The following is a 15,933-nucleotide window of genomic DNA, read 5'->3' on the forward strand; positions in this document are numbered from 1 at the left end:
ATGGAATTCCTACGCCCCGCGGACTGGCGGGAGGCGCTGGAGGCCAAGGCGGAACACCCGTCGGCGGTCCCGATCGCGGGCGGCACCGACGTGATGGTCGAGATCAACTTCGACCACCGCCGGCCCGAGTACCTCATGGACCTCAACCGGATCGCCCTGCTCCACGCATGGGAGACCGACGGGGACGCGGTCCGCCTGGGCGCCTCCGTCCCCTACACCCGGATCATCGAGCAGCTCCGCGGCCCCCTGCCCGGACTCGCGCTCGCCTCGCACACCGTCGCCTCCCCGCAGATCCGCAACCGCGGCAGCGTCGGCGGCAACCTGGGCTGCGCCTCGCCCGCCGGGGACGCCCACCCCGCGCTGCTCGCCGCCGGGGCCGAGGTCGAGGCCGAGTCCGTGCGCGGCACCCGGACGATCCCGATCGACGCGTTCTACACCGGGGTCAAACGCAACGCCCTCGCCCCCGACGAGCTGATCAAGACCATCCGCGTCCCCGTCGCCGACGGCCCCCAGCAGTTCTCCAAGGTGGGCACCCGCAACGCGATGGTCATCGCCGTGTGCGCCTTCGGCCTCGCCCTCCACCCGCGCACCCGCTCGGTCCGCACCGGCATCGGCTCGGCCGCCCCCACCCCCGTCCGGGCCCGCGCCGCCGAGGAGTTCCTGGAGGCGGTGCTGGCGGAGGAGGGCCTGTGGGACTCCCGCACGGCCCTCGCCCCCTCGGTGGTGCGGCAGTTCGGCGACCTCGCGGCCGCCTCCTGCAACCCCATCGACGACGTCCGCGGCACCGCCCGCTACCGCCGCCACGCGGTCGGCGTCATGGCCCGCCGCCAGCTCCAGTGGACCTGGGAGGAGTTCCGCGCCGACCGCACCTCCTAGACCCCCTCCGGGGACCCTTCCAGCAGGCGGGTGGCCATCGCGCGCATCTCCACCTTGCGGATCTTGCCCGTGACGGTCATGGGGAACTCGTCCACCACGTGCACGTAGCGCGGGATCTTGAAGTGGGCGAGCCGGCCGGCGCAGTACGCGCGCACCGACTCGGCGGTCAGCGGCGGCGCCCCCTCGCGCATGCGCACCCAAGCCATCAGCTCCTCCCCGTACTTGGCGTCGGGGACCCCGATGACCTGGACGTCCAGGACGTCCGGGTGGGCGTGGAGGAACTCCTCGATCTCGCGCGGGTAGAGGTTCTCGCCGCCCCGGATCACCATGTCCTTGATCCGTCCGGTGATGCTCAGGTAGCCGTCCGCGTCCATCACCGCGAGGTCGCCGGTGTGCATCCAGCCCTCCCGGTCCACGGCCTCGGCGGTCTTGTCCGGCTCCCCCCAGTAGCCGATCATCACCGAGTAGCCGCGGGTGCACAGCTCGCCCGGGGTGCCCCGCGGGACCGTCCGGCCGGTCTGCGGCTCCACCACCTTGACCTCCAGGTGCGGGCCCACCCGGCCGACGGTGGAGACCCGGCGTTCCACCGAGTCGTCGGCGCGGGTCTGGGTGGACACCGGCGAGGTCTCCGTCATCCCGTAGCAGATGGACACCCCGGCCATCCCCATCCGCTCGATGACCTCGTTCATCACCTCCACCGGGCAGGGCGAGCCCGCCATGATGCCCGTCCGCAGGCTCGACAGGTCGTACCCGTCGAAGCCGGGGGCGGCCAGCTCGGCGATGAACATGGTCGGCACCCCGTACAGCGAGGTGCACGCCTCGGCCTGGACCGCCGCCAGGGTGGCCGCCGGATCGAAGGCCGGGGCCGGGACCACCATCGCCGCGCCGTGGCTCGTGCAGGCCAGGGCGCCCATCACCATGCCGAAGCAGTGGTAGAAGGGCACCGGCACGCACACCCGGTCCGCCTCGGTGTAGCCGCACAGCTCGCCCACGAAGAAGCCGTTGTTGAGGATGTTGCGGTGGGAGAGGGTGGCGCCCTTGGGGAAGCCGGTGGTGCCCGAGGTGTACTGGATGTTGATCGGGTCGTCCGGGTGCAGCGCGGCCGCGGCCCGCGCCAGCACCGCGGGGTCGCCCCGGCGCCCGCGTTCCAGCAGCGACTCCCACTGCGGCCCGTCGAACAGGACCGTGAACTCCAGGTCGGGGCAGCGCGGCCGGACCTCCTCGACCATCCCCGCGTAGTCGGAGGTCCTGAACCGCTCCGCCGCGACCAGCAGCCGTATCCCGGACTGGTTCAGCACGTACTCCAGCTCGTGCGAACGGTACGCCGGGTTGACCGTGACCAGGATGGCCCCGATCTTCGCGGTGGCGTACTGCACGAGCGTCCACTCGGCCCGGTTGGGCGCCCAGATGCCGACGCGGTCCCCCTGGACGATCCCCAGGTCCAGGAGCCCGAGGGCGAGGGCGTCCACGTCGGCGGCCAGCTCCCGGTACGTCCAGCGGCGGCCCGCCGCCACGTCCACGAGGGCGTCGCGGCCGGGGAAGCTCCGCACCGTCCGGTCGAGGTTGTCCCCGATCGTCTCCTCCAGGAGCGGGACCTCCGTGCTCCCGGAAGCAGAACTCGACGCGACGGACACACGTACCTCCTGGGCGAATGGCCGGGACGGCGGGAGCGCCCGGCTGGTGGCCCGGCGCCCGCCCATGATCGCCTCCCCGGGCCCGTCCCGCCAGAGCCCCGCCCCGGTATTCACCCTCCGGTAAATCGAGCACCCGTTCGAACACGGGGGTAGGCTGGAACCATGCACGCACTCCAGGGCTCCCTCTTCGACCAGACCGACGAGATCCGCCTCGGCCCCCTCTCGCCGATGGAGCGCACCGGGCTCGGCGCCGGGGCCTGGGTCGACCGGCTCCCCGGCTGGCTGACCGGAGCCGACGCCCTGTTCGAACGCCTCGCCGCCGACGTGCCCTGGCGCGCCGAGCGGCGGCAGATGTACGAGCGCGAGGTGGAGGTGCCCCGGCTGCTGGCCTTCTACGGAGCCGGCGACCCCCTCCCGCACCCCGCCCTCACCGAGGCCCGCGAGGCCCTCACCGCGCACTACGCCCCCGAACTCGGCGAACCCTTCGTCACCGCCGGGCTCTGCCTCTACCGCGACGGCCGCGACAGCGTCGCCTGGCACGGCGACCGCAACGGCCGCTCCGCCACCGAGGACACCCTCGTCGCGATCCTCTCCGTCGGCGACCCCCGCGACCTCGTCCTGCGTGCCCGCGACGGCGGCCCCACCCTGCTGCGCCTCCCGCTCGGCCACGGGGACCTCGTCGTGATGGGCGGCTCCTGCCAGCGCACCATGGAGCACGCCGTCCCCAAGACGGCACGCGCCGTCGGCCCCCGCATCAGCGTCCAGTTCCGCACCCGCGGCGTACTGTGACCCCATGCGCAGCCGGAGCCCCCTGCGGAGCTGGTGGGCCGCCCTCCCGCCCGCCGCGGGCGGAGCCGTCATGGCCGCCGGGATCCTCTCCGTCGGCCTGGAACTGACCGGCCACCGTCTGCTCTCCCTCGTCGCGCTGGCCGTCTCCGGCGCCCTCTGGCTGCTCCTGGCCGCCGACTTCGCCGTCCGGCTCGCGGGCGACCGCCGCCGCTTCCGCGCCGAGGCCGACACCCCGGCCGCCCTCACCGCCGTCGCCGCCACCACCGTCCTCGGCACCCGCCTCTCCCAGCTCGGCCGGCAGGACGCGGCCGCCGCCCTGCTCGTCCTCGCCGCCCTCATCTGGCCCGGGCTGCTGCTGTCCGTCGTCCGGCACTGGCGGCGCCGGATGCCCGGGGTGGTCTTCCTCGACTGCGTCGCCACCCAGGGCCTCGCCGTCCTCTCGGCGGCCCTCGCCACCGTCCACGGCCTCGACTGGCTCGCCCGCGCCGCGCTGGCCTGCTTCTGCCTCGGCGTCCTGCTGTACGTCCTCGCCCTGCGGCACTTCGACTTCCGCGAGGTGCTCCGGGGAGCGGGCGACCACTGGGTCGCGGGCGGCTCCCTGGCCATCACCGCCCTCGCCGGGGCCAAGCTCACGGCCTCCCCCGCGGGGGCCGCCGGACCCGTGCACACCGCCCTGCGCGCCGCCACCCTGACCGCGCTCGCCCTCTCCCTCCTCTGGTACGCCGTCCTGCTCACCGCCGAGGTCCGCAGCCCCCGCCCCCGCTACGACGTCCGGCGCTGGTCCACCGTCTTCCCCCTCGGCATGACCGCCACCGCCTGCCTCACCACCGCCGCCACCACCGGCCCCGCGCCTCTGCGCTCGCTGGGGGAGGTGCTGCTGTGGATCGCCGTCGCCGCCTGGGCCCTCACCTCCGCCGCCTTCCTGCTCTCCCGCCGCCGCCGTGTCACAGACCCGCTACAGGCCCGTGACCAGTCGTAATTGAGTACCGGGCCGCCCCTCCCGCCGGTGAGAATGAGCCGACTCGAACCGGGAGGAACCCATGAGCCAGGACTGCCTGACTCTCCATGACCTGCTGCCCGCACAGGCGCTGGCGGAAGCCGTCGACGCCGGGCACGTGACCCGCAAGCGGCACCCCGAACTGCCGCTGTCCATCTACACGTACACGCGCACCGCGCAGTACGAGCGGGTCTGGAACCAGGTCACCGTACGCTGCCGCGGGCTCGTCGCCGACGACGCCACGGGAGCCGTCGTCGCGCTGCCGCTGCCGAAGTTCTTCAACGTCGGCGAGCACGCGTCGGGCCAGCCCTACGCCCCCGCCCTGCCCGACGAGCCGTTCGAGGTCTACGACAAGGTCGACGGCAGCCTCGCCGTCGTCTTCCACTACGCGGGCCGCTGGCACGTCGCCTCCAAGGGCTCCTTCGTCAGCACCCAGGCCACCTGGGCGCAGCGCCGGCTCGACGCGTGCGACACGACGGCCCTCGTCCCCGGCACCACCTACCTCGCGGAGATCCTCTACCCGCAGAACCGGATCGTCGTCGACTACGGAGACCGCCGGGACCTGGTCCTGCTGGCCGCCTTCGAGCTGACCGGCGCCGAGGTGCCGCTGGCCGAGGCCGCGGCCCACTGGGCGGGCATCGGCTCCGTCGTGAAGGTGTGGCCGGCCATGCCGCTGCCCGAACTCCTCGCTCTCACGGAGTCCAACACCCTGCCCGGCGGGGGCGAGGCGAGCGGCATGGACGCCGAGGGCTTCGTCCTGCGGTTCGCCTCCGGCGTCCGGGCCAAGGCCAAGCTCTCCGAGTACGTGCGCCTGCACAAGCTGCTCACCGGCGTCACCGAGCGGGACGTCTGGCGCAGCCACGGCATCCAGCGCTTCGCCGGGACGTCCGCCAAGCGCCTGGCCCAGGGCCTGGGCCTGTCCCTCGCCGAACTCGGCGGCATCCGCTCCCGCGGCGGCCGGCCCCTGGACGCGCTGCTGGAACAGGTCCCCGACGAGTTCGACACCTGGGTGCGCGAGGTGATCGCGGGCCTGGAGGAGGAGTTCGAGCGCCGGGAACGGGAGATCGACGACACCTACAAGCGGTTCGCGCACCTCGCCGACGACCGGGGCGCCTTCGCCCGGGCCGTGCGGGAGGTGCCCGACGGCGACCTGCGGGGCGCCATGTTCATGCGGCTGGACGGCCGCACCACCGAGCTCGTCACCTGGCGGGCCGTCCGGCCGGCGACGGCCGATCCCTTCACCACCGACGAGGAGAACTGACACCGTGTCCGAAGCGCCCGAACTCCCCGTGGTCCACGTCATGACGGGGTTGCCGGCCTCGGGCAAGACCACCGCGGCCCGCGCCCTCCAGACCGAGGCCGGCGGCCGGATCCGCCGGGTCAACCTCGACGACCTGCGGGCCATGCTCGACGTGCCCGACCCCGAGCGGGGCCGCTCGTACAAGCACGAGCAGACCGTGCTCGCCGTCCAGGACGCGGCGGTCGCCGCGGCCGTCGCCGACGGCTTCGACGTGGTCGTCGACAACACCCACCTGACCTCGCACATCCCCAAGCGGCTCAAGGCGGCGGTGGCCGGCCGGGCCACCTTCGTCGTGCACGACTTCACCGACGTGCCCGTGGAGGAGTGCCTGCGCCGGGACGCCGCGCGGGAGCGGCCGGTGGGCGAGGAGATCATCCGGATCCTGGCCGACAAGCACGCCAAGGCCCGCAAGGGCGGCTGGCGGCTGACCGCGGAGTGGCTCAACGACCAGCCGCCGGTGCGGCCGTACGTCGCGGACCCGGCGCTGCCGGACGCCGTGCTGTGCGACATCGACGGGACGCTCGCCCTCACCGGGGACCGCGGCCCGTACGACTTCTCGCGCTGCGAACTCGACCTGCTCAACGCGCCGGTACGGCACGCGCTGGACGCCTTCCGGCGCGGCGGGGACCGGATCGTGCTGCTCTCCGGGCGCGGCGAGGAGCACCGGCCGCAGACCGAGTCCTGGCTGCGGGCGCACGAAGTGCCCTACGACGAGCTGTGGATGCGCGCGGCGGGGGACACGCGCCGCGACGACGTGGTCAAGGCCGAGCTGTTCGACGCGCACGTGCGCGAGCGCTACGCGGTCCGGGTGTCGCTCGACGACCGGGACCGGGTGGTCGCCGTCTGGCGCCGGATGGGCCTGCCCACCTGGCAGGTCAATTACGGGGACTTCTGACCGGGGGAGCCCGCGCACGCCACCGCGCACGCCGGTACGGCAACGGCGTGCGCGGTGGGCGGAACGGCCGGGCCGGACGCGGTCAGTCGCGGCACCAGCGGACGGGCTTGAGGTCCTTGACGTAGCGGGCCGAGACCCAGTCGTGATCGTAGCCGTCGCGGCCGTCGCGGACCTTCTTGCGGCCCTCGCCGTCGCCGTTGTCCGTCCAGTCGTCGCGGTCGTCGTCGCCGGGGTCGATGAGGTACCAGATGTCGTTCCCGTCGACGTTCTCGCCGCGCGTCTTGCACTTCAGGGCGAGGGTCTCGCCCGGGTACACCTTGTACTGCAGGTGCGCGTGCGTGCTCGGCCTGCTGCGCACGCTCAGCGGGCCGCGCGAGACGACCTTGCCCAGGGAGTAGCGGTGCTTGCCGTAGTCGTCCTCGTCGTAGTCGCGGCCGTCGTGGCCGTCCCTCCCGTCCCCGGGAGCGTGGTACCGGGCCGTGCCCTGGGCCGCCGGGCCCTGGTCCGCGACGGCGGCACCCCCGCCGACCAGGCCGAGCGCCAGGCTTCCGGCGGCCAGGGCGAGGATGGTCCTGGTGGACTTGGGCATGAGCGGCTCCTCTGGAAAGACTGCCGTCCGGCCGCGTTGCGCGGCGGGGCGCGGCGGCCCGGCGGCCGCCAGGGACGACTATGACGAGGGGGCCCTCCGGGGCTCCCGGCGACGCGCCGCTGTTTAGCCCGATATGCCCAATCCGTCCCGGTGGTGTACGGCCGGTCCGGGCCAGGGCGCGGGGGTCCAGCGGATGCGGGGGGCCGCGCCCGGAGCCACAGTGGGGCGCATGGGAATCGAAGACTACGGAGGCGGCCCCGGCGCCCGGGAGACCGGTGTCCTGGTCGTCACGACCAACGACGTCCCCGGCTACCGGGTCGAGCAGGTCATCGGGGAGGTGTTCGGGCTCACCGTGCGCTCCCGCCACCTCGGCAGCCAGATCGGCGCCGGCCTGAAGTCCATGATCGGGGGCGAGCTCAAGGGCCTCACCAAGACCCTGGTGGAGACCCGCACCCAGGCCATGGACCGGCTCATCGAACAGGCCAGGGCGCGCGGCGCCAACGCGGTGCTGGCGATGCGCTTCGACGTCACGGACGCGGCCGACGTGGGCACCGAGGTGTGCGCGTACGGCACGGCCGTCGTCCTGGTGCCCGCCGGGGGCTGATCCGTAAGTCCAGGAGGCGGTGGCGCTTTGTCCATGGGCCCGGGCGCCCGGGGTCCGCAAGCTGGCAGGCCAGTGAGCGGACCGCCGCGCTCCGGAGGGAGTCGTGCGGTCTTCCCGTACGTGCCAGGAAGCGCCGACTCCCGGAGGCCCGATGCGCACCCCCCTCTGGCCGGCCGCAGCCGCGGTCGCCGGTCTCCTCGCCGCCCTCTGCGCGCCCGGCCCCGCCGCGGCGGTCCCGGCCGTCGCCGCGCCCCTGACGATCACCTCGGCCGAGCTGTCCGTGAGCGTGGACCCGGCCTTCCCCCGCGTCGTCGACTACACCCGGCGCGCGACCGGGGACGTGCTCCACGGCAACGAGGACCCGCTGAGCACCGTCCTCGTCGACGGCACCGCGTACACCCCCGCCGTGACCTCCGTCGCCTCGGCCTCCGGCGTGGACTACACGATGACCTTCTCCGGGGTGACCGTCCGGTCCCGGATCTCGGTGACGGGCCCGGTCGTGGAGTTCCGGGTCACCGCCGTCGAGGACACCCCCGCCCTGCGCGTGCACAGCTTCGAGATACCGGAGCACACCCTCGTCAGCGTCCGCAGCGACCAGCCCGGGGCCGCGCTGGCCACCGCGACCATGCACACCGCCACCACCGGCACCGGGGACGCCTTCACCCCGGTCACCGCGTCCACCCCGGTGGACCCCGCCGCCAGGACCGTGATGTACGGCCTCCTGAACACGGGACGGCTGGCCGCCGCCATCGACTCCAACGCCCTCTACGACACCCCCTCCGGCGGCACCGCCCGCGAGAACGGACGGATCGGCGAACGGGTGACCGACCACGGCTCCTACCGCCGGGCCGGCCTGTGGAGCGGGGCCTGGCTCCACCGGGCCCGGGGCGCCGCCGACACCGACACCGAACCCCTGCCCTACGTCCGGGTCGCGATCACCGCCGACCGCAACGCCGACTCCGTGGTCGACTGGCAGGACGCCGCCGTGGCCTACCGGGACATCTGGACCCCGCCCACCGGCTGGCAGGACACCGCCCGGCGGGTCGTCCAGCGGATCCCGTTCAACTTCGCCTCCCAGGCCACCCACCCGTTCGCGCAGACCCTGGACGAGACCAAGCGGGTCAGCCTCGCCACCGACGGCCTCGGCCAGTTCGTCCTGCTGAAGGGCTATGCCTCCGAGGGCCACGACTCGGCCCACATGGACTACAAGAACATCGGCGCCAAACTCGGCGGCGCCGAGGGCCTGAACGCCCTCACCACCGCCGGCCACGCCTGGAACGCCGACTTCGGCGTGCACGTCAACGCCACCGAGGAGTACCCCGTCTCCGCCACCTTCGACCCCGCCCACCAGAGCGGCGGCCCCGGCTGGGACTGGCTCGACCAGTCCTACTACGTCGACACCCGCAAGGACGGCCAGTCGGGGGCGCGCCTGCGGCGCCTCGCGGACCTCAAGGCGGCCGCGCCCGGCCTCGACTTCCTCTACGTCGACGTCTGGTACGGCGACGGCTACGTCTCCCGCAAGCTCCAGCGCGAGGTCGCCGGCCTCGGCCTCCAGCTCGCCACCGAGTTCCCCAACACCCTCACCGAGCAGTCCCTCTGGCACCACTGGGCGGCCGACGTCGACTACGGCGGCAGCGACCTCAAGGGGATCAACTCCACCATCGCCCGGTTCATCGCCAACCACGCCAAGGACGACTGGATCGCCCGCCACCCCCTCCTCGGCGGCGCCGAACTCACCGCCTACGAGGGCTGGCAGGGCAAGGCGGACTACCCCGCCTTCCTGAACACCACCTTCGCCACCGACCTGCCGACCAAGTACCTCCAGCAGTCCCCGATCGTGAAGTGGACCGCCGACACGGTCACCCTCGCCGACGGCACCGCGGTCACCGACGCGGGCGGCACCCGCCGCATCACCACCGCCGGCCGCACCGTCCTCGACGGCCCCGCCTACCTGCTCCCGCGCGACGGCAAGCTCTACCACTGGAACGACGCCGGCGGCCCCACCACCTGGACCCTGCCCGCCGGCTGGCGGGCCCCCACCCTCTACCGCCTCACCGACACCGGCCGGCAGCCCGTCGGCCCCCTGACCGTCGGGCCCGGCAACCGGGTCACCATCGACGCCGCCGCCCGGACCGCGTACGTGGTCACCGACGGGGCCGCCCCCGCGCAGCCGGACCCCCGCTGGGGCGAGGGCACCCCGGTCGCCGACCCCTCCTTCAACGCCGGGAACCTCGCGGCCTGGACCGTCACCGGGACCGGCGCCGCCGTCACCCGCAACGACCGCGGGCAGAACGAACTCACCTTCGCCCCGCAGAGCGCCCCGGCCGTCTCCCAGCGGCTCACCGGCCTGGCCCCCGGCACCTACGCGGCCTCCGCATGGGTCTCCACCCCGGCAGGCCGGGCCGCCACCCTCGCCGTCACCCCGGCGGGTGCCACCGGCGCGGAGTCCGTGTACGCCGACTCCTCCCCGCTCGTCGACGGCCTGGGCGGCAGCGAGAAGAACGGCACCACCATGCAGCGGATGAAGGTCCTCTTCGACGTACCGGCGGGACAGTCCACCGCCCTCCTCGCGCTGTCCGCCGCCACCGGACCCGGCACGGTCCGGCTGGACGACGTACGCGTGGTGCGCTCCGCCCGCACCCCGCTCAACGGGCACACCTACGCCGAGGACTTCGAGAACGTGGACGCCGGCTGGGGCCCCTTCGCCTTCGGCGGCGCCGGCGGACCGGCCACCGATCCGCGCACGCACATCGCCCAGCGCAACGCCCCCTACACCCAGGCCGGCTGGAACGGGAAGCTCGTCGACGACGTGATCGGCGGACAGAACTCCCTGAAATCGCACGAGGAACGCCCCGGCCTGGTCTACCGGACCCTCCCGCAGACCCTCCGGTTCACGCCGGGGCACGCGTACCGGGTCGGCTTCCGCTACGAGAACGGCTTCGCCGGGGACTACCGGTTCGTCACCGGCGCGGGCACGGCCGAGACCGCCACCGCCCTCGGCCAGGCCCGGACGGCCACCGCCTTCACCCAGACCTTCACCGCCGGCGCCGAGGCCTGGATCGGCGTCCGCAAGGTCAGCGCCGAGGGCTCCCACAACGAGGCCGACCTCGTTCTCGACGACCTCGCGGTCGACGACCTCGGCCCGGCCACGGGCGGCGAACTCCTCGTCCCGCAGAACAAGATGAGGGTCGGCGCCGTCGACAGCCAGGAGACGACGGGGGAGGACGGCGGCGCCGCGAACGTCCTCGACGGCAAGGCCGCCACCCTCTGGCACACCCAGTGGTACGCGGCCACCGCACCGATGCCGCACGAGATCACCCTCGACCTCGGCGCCTCCTACCCCGTCTCGGCCCTGCACGTCCTGCCCCGCCAGACGCAGAGCAACGGGCGCATCGCCGACTACCAGGTGTACACCTCCACCGACGGCACCACCTGGGGCCCGGCCGCCGCCTCCGGGACCTGGGCGGACGGCGCCGGTGTGCAGGACGCCGCCTTCGCCCCCCGGGCCGCCCGCTACGTGAGGCTCAGGGCCACGCGGGAGGTGAACGGGAACCCCTGGACCTCGGTGGCCGAACTCAACGTCGGCTACCGGCCCTGACCCGTCCTGACCGGCCCGGACCCGCTCTGACCGGCCCTGACCGGCCGGGCCCGGTCAGTGGACCCGGTAGACCTGGCCCGTCTGCGCCCCCTCGACCGACCGCACGTAGGCCGTCGCCGCGCGGGCCGCGGGGACGGCCTCCATCCCGGCGAAGAAGGGGCCGTAGGCGGGCAGGGACTCCTCGACCACCGTCGGGCTCACCACGTTGATCCGCTGCGGCGGCAGCTCGATCGCCGCCGCGCGCACGAAGGCCTCCACCGCGCCGTTCGCCGCCGAGGCGGCCGCCCCGGCCACGATCGGCTGCTCCGTGAGGATCCCGCTGATCAGCGTGAACGAACCGGTCGGGGCCAGGTGCGCGGCCCCCTGGCGGACCAGCTCGACCTGGCTCAGCACCTTGCCCCGCAGGGTCGCGGCGAAGTCGTCCGCCGTCAGCTGGGACAGCGGGCGGAACACCGCGTCACCGGCCGCGACCGCCACCGCGTCCAGCGGGCCCGCCTGGGCGTACAGGCGCGCCACCTGCTCCGGGTCCGTGACGTCGGCCACCAGATCGCCGCCGGAGCGGCCCACCCCGAGCACCTCGTGCCCGCGCGCCGCGAGCGCCTTGTGCACCGCGGTGCCCAGCGTGCCGCCCGCGCCGACCAGCAGAATCCTCATCCCGACCTCCAGAGAACGGGCCCGGCGGCACCTCCGCCGGGCACCTCCGACGGTAGGGACCGCGCTGCCCGTCCGGAAATGCCGTCTGGGCAGCGACTATGCTCCCCAGGCATGGATGATGTGGAACTGCGGCACCTCCGGGCGCTGGACGCGGTCGCCGAGGCCGGCACGATCACCGCCGCGGCGGCCCGCCTGCACATGACCCAGCCCGCCCTCTCCCGGACCCTGGCCCAGCTGGAGGCCCGCGTCGGCGTCAAGCTGGTGGACCGCTCCTCCCGGCACCTGGCCCTCACCGGGGCCGGCGCCACCCTGCTCGGACACGGCCGCGCCATCCTCTCCCACCTCGACGCCGCCCTCGCCGACACCCGGACGGTCTCCCGCCCGCTGCGGCTCGGCTACACCTGCGCCGTGCTCGGGCAGCAGACCGTACCCCTGCTGCGCACCTGGCGCAGGACCCACCCCGGCACCCCGCTCGACGTGCTCCGGCGCGACAACGCCACCGCGGGCCTGGCCACCGGGGAGACCGACGTCGCCGTGCTGCGCACCCTCCCCGACGACCCCCGCCTGCGCAGCGAGGCCCTCTACACGGAGGACCGGGTCGCCGCCCTGCCCGACGACCACCCGCTCGCCGGCCGGGACCGGGTGCTGCTGGCCGAACTCACGGAGGGCCCCCCGCTGCCGCTGGTCGTGTGGCCCGAGGCCGGCACCGCCTCGCCGGAGCTGTGGCCGCCCGGTCGGCGCCCCGCCCGGACCGTGGAGGTCGGCAACGTCGACGAGTGGCTCAACCTGATCGCCACCGGCGGCGCCTTCGGCGTGGCCACGGCCGGCACCGCCGAGAGCCACGGCCACCCGGGCGTCCGCTTCCTCCCGGTCTCCGACGCCCCGCCCGCCACCGTCTACGTCTCCTACCCGCACCACCCCACCCACCCCGGAACGGCCGCGTTCCTGACGGCCGTCCGGGAGACGGTCACCGGCTGACGCCCTTTCGGCGGTTACGGGGACGCGCGGCCCGCGCGGCGGGCATCCTGCGCCGAGGGGCCCGGAAGCACCGGGGAGGACGACGAGGAGAGGCAGGCCGCACGATGACCGGTCACAAGACCGCCGCAGAGGTGTTCGACGCGCTCGCGGGGCGCTACGAGGAGGCCTTCGGGACCATCCCCGCCCAGCGGGCGGCCCTGGACTGGCTCACCGGGCGGCTGCCCCGCGGGGCCCGCGTGCTCGACGTCGGCAGCGGCACCGGAGCCCCCACCGCCGAGACCCTGGCCCGCGCGGGATGCGCCGTGACCGGGATCGACGTCTCGGCGGAGATGGTCGCCCTCGCCCGTACCCGGGTCCCCGGCGCCCGCTTCGAACAGGCCGACGTCCGCACCTACGCCCCGCCCGGCCCCGGCGGCTTCGACGCCGTCTGCGCCTTCTTCCCGCTGCTGATGATGGACCAGCGGGAGATCGCCGCCTCACTGGAGCGGATGGCCTCCTGGACCGCGCCCGGCGGCTACCTCCTCGTCGCCACCGTCCCCGGCGACATCGACGCCCTCGACATCGAGTTCATGGGCCACCGGGTCACCGTCAGCAGCCTCTCCGCCGAGGAGTACCGCCGCCGGATCGAGGCCGCCGGGCTGGAGGTGCTGCACCACGAGACCGCCCTCTACCACCCCTCCGGCGGGCTCGCCGACCCGGAGGAGCACCTCTTCTGCTACGCCCGGCGGCCCGTGGCCTGAGACCCGTACCGCCTGCTGGGCACGGAACCGCACCGGGGCCATGCCCACCCGGCGGCTGAACAGCCGGCTGAAGTAGGCGGGGTCCTCGTACCCGACCCGGCGGGCTATCCCCGCCACCGGCAGATCGGTCCGGGCCAGCAGTTCCTTGGCCCGGCTCACCCGGATCCCGAGCAGGTACTCCTTGACCCCCTCGCCGGTGCTGCGCCGCACCGCCGCGCGCAGCTCCGGCAGCGGCATGCCCAGCCGGGCCGCGTGCCCGGCCACCGGGATCGGCAGCAGCGCGTCCCGGGCCAGCGCGTCCACCACCGCCTCCCCGCGCCGGGACACCTCCGCCCGGGCGTAGCGCAGCGCCACCAGCAGCGCGTGCACCTGCGCCGCGGCCTCCACCTCCAGCAGCGGCCCGCCGCGCCGGGCGGCCCGCACGATCCCGTCGACCACGTGCCGCACCCCGGTGGTCCCGCTCAGCGGGACCACCGGCCGGTCCGGGGTGATGTAGCCGAGGTCCGTGTACGCGGCGACGGCGGAGCCCGTGAAGTCGACGAAGCACTCGTCCCAGCCGCCGCCCTCCGGGTCGGGGGCGTAGTGGTGCTCGACCCCCGGCACCAGCCACAGCAGGGCGGGCGCGGCCACCGGGCGCGGCGGCCGCCCGCCGTGGCCGAACCAGCCGCGGCCGCGGGTGAGGACGACGGCCACGTGATGGCCGAGGACCCGGGGCCCGACGACCGGCAGCGCCCCCTGCTGCACGCCCACCCCGAGGCAGACCAGACCGAGCCGGCGGTGGACCGGGGCGGGGGAGAAGTACCGCATCCAGCTGCTGTACGCGGGCTGCTGGCCCGCGGGAGGCGTCGGCATCTGCGGATTCTGATCCACCCCACGGCCCCCGACAAGAGCCCCCGGCAGGTTCGGGGCGGGGTCCGGCCGGGGGCCGGTGCTCGTTCAGGGGCCGTCCGGCTCCGGGCCCCGTAGGCCCGCCGCCAGGCCGGCGATCACCACCGCCAGGCCCAGCCACACCGCAGGGCCGGGGACCCCGCCGCCCGTCACCACGCCCGCCCCGGCCGCCGCGAGCGGGGCGACGCCCGTCAGCAGCCCCGCCCGGCCGGAGCCCACGGCCGCCACCGTGCGGTACCAGAGCAGGAACGCCACCGCCGTGACCAGCACCGCGAGGTAGCCCACCGCCGCCCACTGGGCCGCCCCCAGCTCCGTCACCGCCGACGGCGGCTCCGTGAACGCCGCCAGCCCCGCCAGCATCACCGCCCCCATCCACACCGCGTGCACGGACACCCCCCACGCCCCGTGCCGGCCCAGCACCGGCACCGCGAGCAGGGTGAACCCCGCCTCGCAGGCCAGCGCCAGCGCGGCCCAGCCCACCCCGGCGGCGTCCGTGCGCCCGCCCCCCTCGACCAGCACCGCCCCCGCCACCACCACCGGCGCCGCCAGCAGCACCCGGCGGCTGGGCCGACGGCCCTCCAGCAGCGGACCGACCACCCCGAGCAGGACCGGAACGGAGGCCACGGCGACGGCGATCACCGCCGGCTCGGCATGCGCGACCCCCCGGACGACGGCCACGTTGAACAGCACCAGACCGGTCGCCGCGACCCCCGCCAGCCACAGCCACTCCCGCCCCCGGGGGCGCGGCAGCGGGACCCCGGCGGCCCGGGCCAGGAGGACGAGGATCAGCGCCGCGGCCGCGTAGCGCACCGCCTGGGCGGTGAACAGCGGGGCCTCGGCCAGGGAGCGGGAGACGGTGACGCTGCTGCCGACCAGGACCATGCCGGCCACACCGGGCGCCAGATCGCGGACGGGGACGCGGACGGACGGGGACGCGGACGGGGACGCGGACGGGGACGGGGACGGGGACGCGGCGGGACGGGAGGGGGAGGTGGACGTGCTCATACGGCTCATACGGACCAGCCTGGAGGCACAATGGTCCGGTGAGCAGGTCCATAGAACCACCGCAGGACAGGTCCATAACGGCCCCGGGCCACCCGGCCGGCTCCGACTTCCTCCAGCTCGACATCGGCCGGGCCCCCGCCGGCGGCCGCACGGAATGGCTCGCCGGCCGGCTGCGCGCCGCCATCGCCGACGGCACCCTGCCCATCGGCAGCCGGCTGCCCGCCAGCCGGGTCCTGGCCGCCGAACTGCGCGTCTCGCGCGGCCTGGTGACGGAGGCCTACCAGCGGCTCGCCGAGACGGGACAGGTGGCCGGGCGGGGCCGCGGCGGCACGGTGGTCGTCGCGCCCCCGCCGGCCGCCCCCGCCGCCCCGGCCGCCCCCGCCCCG

Annotated in this window: 14 protein-coding genes and 1 pseudogene; 10 read left to right on the forward strand and 5 right to left on the reverse strand. The window is 74.9% G+C overall.

Annotated elements, in window-relative coordinates; all coding sequences use genetic code 11:
* Complete coding sequence (locus tag ACFVXK_RS21455; protein WP_389613963.1) at positions 1-876, forward strand: FAD binding domain-containing protein; 876 nt, start codon at positions 1-3, stop codon at positions 874-876.
* Here ACFVXK_RS21455 and ACFVXK_RS21460 read toward each other — a convergent pair.
* Positions 873-2,576, reverse strand: coding sequence for an AMP-binding protein (locus tag ACFVXK_RS21460; protein WP_389613964.1), 1,704 nt, complete (start codon positions 2,574-2,576; stop codon positions 873-875). The two genes, ACFVXK_RS21455 and ACFVXK_RS21460, sit on opposite strands and share 4 nt — an antisense overlap.
* A 96-nt stretch (positions 2,577-2,672) precedes the next feature.
* Here ACFVXK_RS21460 and ACFVXK_RS21465 point away from each other — a divergent pair, with 96 nt between their 5' ends.
* From ACFVXK_RS21465 to ACFVXK_RS21480, 4 genes are all read left to right on the forward strand, one after another.
* Positions 2,673-3,299: an alpha-ketoglutarate-dependent dioxygenase AlkB gene (locus ACFVXK_RS21465; protein ID WP_389613966.1), complete on the forward strand. Its 627-nt coding sequence runs from the start codon at positions 2,673-2,675 to the stop codon at positions 3,297-3,299.
* 4 nt (positions 3,300-3,303) lie between these two features.
* Entirely contained in the window at positions 3,304-4,278 is a 975-nt protein-coding gene (locus ACFVXK_RS21470) for a tellurite resistance/C4-dicarboxylate transporter family protein (RefSeq protein ID WP_389613968.1), read from the forward strand.
* 61 nt (positions 4,279-4,339) lie between these two features.
* Complete coding sequence (locus tag ACFVXK_RS21475; protein ID WP_389613971.1) at positions 4,340-5,557, forward strand: RNA ligase; 1,218 nt, start codon at positions 4,340-4,342, stop codon at positions 5,555-5,557.
* A gap of 4 nt (positions 5,558-5,561) precedes the next feature.
* Entirely contained in the window at positions 5,562-6,491 is a 930-nt protein-coding gene (locus ACFVXK_RS21480; protein WP_389613973.1) for an AAA family ATPase, read from the forward strand.
* 82 nt (positions 6,492-6,573) lie between these two features.
* Here the strand turns inward: ACFVXK_RS21480 and ACFVXK_RS21485 are convergent, their stop codons facing one another.
* Positions 6,574-7,080 (reverse strand): hypothetical protein, encoded by a 507-nt coding sequence (locus tag ACFVXK_RS21485; protein ID WP_389613975.1) that lies wholly within the window; start codon positions 7,078-7,080, stop codon positions 6,574-6,576.
* 229 nt (positions 7,081-7,309) lie between these two features.
* Between ACFVXK_RS21485 and ACFVXK_RS21490 the strand changes: the two genes are divergently transcribed.
* Positions 7,310-7,684 carry a YbjQ family protein gene (locus ACFVXK_RS21490; RefSeq protein WP_389613977.1) on the forward strand — a complete coding sequence of 125 codons (375 nt, stop codon included), beginning with the start codon at positions 7,310-7,312 and terminating at the stop codon, positions 7,682-7,684.
* A 151-nt stretch (positions 7,685-7,835) separates the two neighbouring features.
* Positions 7,836-11,282, forward strand: a complete 3,447-nt coding sequence (locus tag ACFVXK_RS21495) for an endo-alpha-N-acetylgalactosaminidase family protein (protein ID WP_389613979.1) — start codon at positions 7,836-7,838, stop codon at positions 11,280-11,282.
* Positions 11,283-11,336: 54 nt separating this feature from the next.
* On the opposite strand, the gene ACFVXK_RS21500 is transcribed toward ACFVXK_RS21495, so the two are convergent.
* The gene (locus ACFVXK_RS21500) at positions 11,337-11,936 is read right to left on the reverse strand and encodes a short chain dehydrogenase (RefSeq protein WP_389613982.1); all 600 of its coding nucleotides are present in this window, start codon (positions 11,934-11,936) and stop codon (positions 11,337-11,339) included.
* 111 nt (positions 11,937-12,047) lie between these two features.
* Here ACFVXK_RS21500 and ACFVXK_RS21505 point away from each other — a divergent pair, with 111 nt between their 5' ends.
* Together ACFVXK_RS21505 and ACFVXK_RS21510 are read left to right on the forward strand one after the other, a co-directional pair.
* Entirely contained in the window at positions 12,048-12,914 is an 867-nt protein-coding gene (locus ACFVXK_RS21505) for a LysR family transcriptional regulator (protein WP_389613984.1), read from the forward strand.
* Positions 12,915-13,018: 104 nt separating this feature from the next.
* Complete coding sequence (locus ACFVXK_RS21510) at positions 13,019-13,654, forward strand: class I SAM-dependent methyltransferase (protein WP_389613986.1); 636 nt, start codon at positions 13,019-13,021, stop codon at positions 13,652-13,654.
* Here the strand turns inward: ACFVXK_RS21510 and ACFVXK_RS21515 are convergent.
* Together ACFVXK_RS21515 and ACFVXK_RS21520 are read right to left on the reverse strand one after the other, a co-directional pair.
* A pseudogene (locus ACFVXK_RS21515) lies at positions 13,649-14,461 on the reverse strand (helix-turn-helix domain-containing protein); the annotation flags it as partial. The gene ACFVXK_RS21510 and the pseudogene ACFVXK_RS21515 sit on opposite strands and share 6 nt — an antisense overlap.
* 129 nt (positions 14,462-14,590) lie before the next feature.
* Positions 14,591-15,547: an EamA family transporter gene (locus ACFVXK_RS21520; protein ID WP_389613989.1), complete on the reverse strand. Its 957-nt coding sequence runs from the start codon at positions 15,545-15,547 to the stop codon at positions 14,591-14,593.
* Positions 15,548-15,585: 38 nt separating this feature from the next.
* On the opposite strand from ACFVXK_RS21520, the gene ACFVXK_RS21525 reads away from it, so the two are divergent.
* Positions 15,586-15,933 (forward strand): GntR family transcriptional regulator (locus tag ACFVXK_RS21525; protein WP_389613991.1); only part of this gene is annotated, 348 nt, incomplete at its 3' end.

Source organism: Streptomyces sp. NPDC058157 (assembly GCF_042884105.1).
In the GTDB taxonomy this organism is placed as follows: Bacteria; Actinomycetota; Actinomycetes; order Streptomycetales; family Streptomycetaceae; genus Streptomyces.

Excerpts from the sequence above, each read along its gene's own strand:
- ACFVXK_RS21455 (WP_389613963.1), top strand. The coding sequence starts at position 1 with ATGGAATTCCTACGCCCCGCGGACTGGCGGGAGGCGCTGGAGGCCAAG.
- ACFVXK_RS21460 (WP_389613964.1), bottom strand. The coding sequence starts at position 2,576 with ATGGGCGGGCGCCGGGCCACCAGCCGGGCGCTCCCGCCGTCCCGGCCA.
- ACFVXK_RS21465 (WP_389613966.1), top strand. The coding sequence starts at position 2,673 with ATGCACGCACTCCAGGGCTCCCTCTTCGACCAGACCGACGAGATCCGC.
- ACFVXK_RS21470 (WP_389613968.1), top strand. The coding sequence starts at position 3,304 with ATGCGCAGCCGGAGCCCCCTGCGGAGCTGGTGGGCCGCCCTCCCGCCC.
- ACFVXK_RS21475 (WP_389613971.1), top strand. The coding sequence starts at position 4,340 with ATGAGCCAGGACTGCCTGACTCTCCATGACCTGCTGCCCGCACAGGCG.
- ACFVXK_RS21485 (WP_389613975.1), bottom strand. The coding sequence starts at position 7,080 with ATGCCCAAGTCCACCAGGACCATCCTCGCCCTGGCCGCCGGAAGCCTG.
- ACFVXK_RS21490 (WP_389613977.1), top strand. The coding sequence starts at position 7,310 with ATGGGAATCGAAGACTACGGAGGCGGCCCCGGCGCCCGGGAGACCGGT.
- ACFVXK_RS21495 (WP_389613979.1), top strand. The coding sequence starts at position 7,836 with ATGCGCACCCCCCTCTGGCCGGCCGCAGCCGCGGTCGCCGGTCTCCTC.
- ACFVXK_RS21500 (WP_389613982.1), bottom strand. The coding sequence starts at position 11,936 with ATGAGGATTCTGCTGGTCGGCGCGGGCGGCACGCTGGGCACCGCGGTG.
- ACFVXK_RS21505 (WP_389613984.1), top strand. The coding sequence starts at position 12,048 with ATGGATGATGTGGAACTGCGGCACCTCCGGGCGCTGGACGCGGTCGCC.
- ACFVXK_RS21510 (WP_389613986.1), top strand. The coding sequence starts at position 13,019 with ATGACCGGTCACAAGACCGCCGCAGAGGTGTTCGACGCGCTCGCGGGG.
- ACFVXK_RS21520 (WP_389613989.1), bottom strand. The coding sequence starts at position 15,547 with ATGAGCACGTCCACCTCCCCCTCCCGTCCCGCCGCGTCCCCGTCCCCG.